The organism is [Mycobacterium] manitobense (assembly GCF_025821665.1).
Taxonomy (GTDB): Bacteria; Actinomycetota; Actinomycetes; order Mycobacteriales; family Mycobacteriaceae; genus Mycobacterium; species Mycobacterium arseniciresistens.
The window spans coordinates 1-3,280 of sequence record NZ_JACKSJ010000265.1 but is presented as its reverse complement, the minus strand read 5'-3'; the positions used below and the strand labels follow the sequence as shown (position 1 = coordinate 3,280).

Below are 3,280 nucleotides of genomic sequence, written 5' to 3'. Positions count from 1 at the left end.
GCCGCGGCGGTCCGCGGCGCCACCGCCTCGATCACGCGCGGCAGGCCCGGGGCGGGCAGCGCGAGCACGACGGCGTCCGCGGGCCACGCGGTGCCCTCGTCGTCGACCACCGCCCAGCCCTGCCCGGAGCGGTCGACACGCTCGACGGCGACCTGCGCCCAGCGCACGTCCGCCTGCCGCGTCAGGTGGTCGAGCAGCACCGCGTAACCACCCTCGACGGCGCCGAACACCGACCCCGTCACCGGCCCCGCGCCGGCCAGTGCTGAGCGCACCGCATCGGTCAGCGACGGCGCCCCGCGATCGAGCGCGGACGCCAACGTGGGCACCGCCGAGCGAACGCCGATGGTGGCGGCCGATCCGGCGTACACCCCCGCCAGCAAGGGGTCGACCGACCGGGTGACCACCTGCTCGCCGAACCGGTCGCCCACCAGTTCACCGACCGCGGGATCGGCGCTGCGGTCCCACGCCAGCGGGCGGGCGCCCTCGTCGGCGACCCGGGCCAGGGTGGCGTCGTCCACCAGGCCGGCCAGCGCCGAGGCCTGAGCCGGGATGCCCTGCAGCGTGCCCTGCGGCATCGGATGCAGGCGGCCCCCGCTGTAGATCAGCGGCCGGACCCCTGTGGTGCCGATCTGCCTGGCCGACAGGCCCAGTTCGGCGAGCAGGGCAGGCACCTCGGGCCTGCGGGCGATGAACGCCTCCGCCCCGACGTCGAGTGGCTGGCCGCCGACACGCTCGGTGCGCAGCACCCCGCCGAGCCGGTCGGCGGGGTCGAACACCGTGATGTCGGCGTCGGGACCGCTCGCCACCCGCAACCGGTAGGCGGCGACGAGACCCGAGATGCCGCCTCCGACAACGCAGTAGCGGGCCGTCACAACGCGTGCACCAGCTCGACGGCCTGGGTGATGATGCCCGGATCGGTCGCGGGCAGCACGCCGTGGCCGAGGTTGAACACGTGGCCCGCGGCGCCGGCGTCCACCGCACGCCTGCCGTCCTCGACCACCGCGCGCACCGCCCGCTCGACCACCGGCCAGCCTGCGAGCAGCACGACCGGATCGAGGTTGCCCTGCAGCGCGATGCCCGGGTCGACGCGGGCGGCGGCGTCGGCCAGCGAGGTGCGCCAGTCCACCCCGACCACACCGGGCGCTCCCCGCCCGGCCACCGCCTCGCTCATCGCGCCGAGGAGTTCGGCGGTGCCCACCCCGAAGTGCGTCATCGGCACGCCCGCGGGCGCGAGAGCGGCGAACACCCGTGCCGTGTGCGGGAGCACATAGCCGCGGTAGTCGGCGAGCGACAGCGTGCCCGCCCAGGAGTCGAACACCTGGATCGCATCGACGCCGGCGTCCACCTGCGCCTGCAGGAAACCGATGGTGACGTCGGTGAGCGCGGTCATCAGTGCGTGCCAGGTCTCGGGCTCACCGAGCATCATCGCCTTGGTGCGCTCATGGTGTTTGCTCGGCCCGCCCTCGACCAGATAGGAGGCCAGGGTGAACGGCGCACCGGTGAACCCGATCAGCGGCACCTCACCGAGCGCGCGCGTCAGCATCCCGATCGCGTCGGCCACCGGCGCGACCTGTTGGCGCTCGAGCGGTCTCAGGGCCGCCACGTCGGCGGCGGTGCGGATCGGGTGCTCGATCACCGGGCCGACATCGGGCACGATGTCCAACGCGATGCCCGAGGCGCGGAGCGGAACGACGATGTCGGAGAACAGGATTGCGGCGTCGACACCGTGCCTTCGGACCGGCTGCAGGGTGATCTCGGTGATCAGCTCGGCGTCGAAGCACGCCTGCATCATGGTGTTCTTCGCCCGCAGTTCGCGGTACTCCGGCAGAGACCGGCCGGCCTGCCGCATGAACCACACGGGCACGCGGTTCGGCTTGCGACCGGCCGCGGCGGCCAGGTAGGGCGACTCGGGCAGCTCACGACGCATATTCATCGCGTCCAATGCTGCCACGCGGCGCGAAACCGGGCGTCGGGCGGATCAGCCGCGGGCGGCCTCCGGACCCGAGGTCAGCCGCGGGCGGCCTCCATGCTCTTGCGGACACCCTTCTTCTCCACCAGCTGATCCTCCGACAGCGTGGGCGGCCACGGACGCGGGCCGATGCAGCGCGGGATGGTCTGCGGGCTGCCGCCTGGTGTCTCCGGCTTCTCCCAGTCGAACGTGACCGCACGCCACATCACCGGCGCGTCGAACGCCGCCTGCAGGCACTTGAACTTCGCGCGCGCGAACGACGTCCTGTCCCCTGCGAAGGCGACCTTGCGGAACGAGACGTCCTCGCCGGTGAACCGGGTGTCCTCGAACGACACGTCGACACCCTCGAGCACCGCGCCTTCGAAGGAGACGTGCCCGGCGCGGAACCGTGCGCCGGCGAAGGTGGTGGCCGGCGTGACGAACCGCGCCCCGTCGAACGACACCCGGTCGGCGTCGAACGCGGCGCCCTCGAACGACGTGGCCTCGCCGCGGAACGTCGCCCCGTCGAAGCGCACCCGCCGGCCGCGGAACACCGCCCCGGCGAACGACGCGTCCTCGAACAGCACGCCGGTGAAGTCGAAGTCGTTGCCGGCCCAGGATGCGTCGGCGTCGCGCCGCAGCCGGGCGGCGAGTACCCGCACGACCGTCTGACGGACCTCCCCGTCGTTCTGGCGGATGGCCTGCCTGCGGCTCTCCTCGATGTTCGTCGCGGGCGCGGTGGCGGTCCAGGTCGTGGTCGAGACGAGCTCGGCGAGGTGGTTGGCCCCGAATTCAGGGTCATACGGCAGCCGCAGGTAGCCGCACAGCACGTCGATGCACTGCTGCCTGCGGGCGAACGTCGGGCTCTCGTCGGCCGCGGCGGCCAGCGCGAAGACACCGGCGATACGCGTCGCCGCCTCCGCGTCACCCAGCTGCGCCGAGGCCGCGCCGAAGCGTTCCGCGAAGCGGCCGCGCTCGGCGTCGAGCTGCCGACGGAACACCAGCACCAGCAGCACCGCCACGGCGGCGCCCACCAGCAGTGGCAGCGCGGCCCGCATCGCCGAGGCGGAGGTGTCGGCGGCACCGCTCGGGAGCACCTCACCGGTGACCTTCCAGGTGAGCGCCGCCGCCACCCCGGCGCCAAGGACGGCGGCCAGCACCACGGCACCGAGCAGCGGGGTGCGGGTGGAGCGCCTGCGGGAGGCGGTCAGGCTGCTGCGCAGTTCCCGCCGAAGCGTCTGCGCCGGGTGGCAGATCCGCGCGACGGCCGCACCCACCAGCAGCGCGGCCACGACCGCGCACCCGACACGCAGCGCCCCGTACGGCAGCCCG

At 73.8% G+C, this 3,280-nt stretch carries 3 protein-coding genes; all 3 read right to left on the bottom strand.

Going from position 1 to position 3,280, the window contains the following annotated elements; genetic code table 11:
- Window positions 1-872: FAD-dependent oxidoreductase (locus tag H7I41_RS29215; protein ID WP_264016152.1), on the bottom strand; the 872-nt coding region annotated here is incomplete at its 3' end.
- Window positions 869-1,933, bottom strand: coding sequence for a uroporphyrinogen decarboxylase (gene hemE / locus H7I41_RS29210; protein WP_264016151.1), 1,065 nt, complete (start codon window positions 1,931-1,933; stop codon window positions 869-871). The genes H7I41_RS29215 and hemE, both read right to left, overlap by 4 nt.
- Before the next feature lie 74 nt (window positions 1,934-2,007).
- Window positions 2,008-3,280, bottom strand: a 1,273-nt coding sequence (locus H7I41_RS29205; protein ID WP_264016150.1) for a pentapeptide repeat-containing protein, incomplete at its 5' end; no start/stop codon positions are given.

What these genes read in the sequence shown, in the direction of transcription:
- hemE (WP_264016151.1), bottom strand. Translation starts at nt 1,933, where the DNA reads ATGAATATGCGTCGTGAGCTGCCCGAGTCGCCCTACCTGGCCGCCGCG.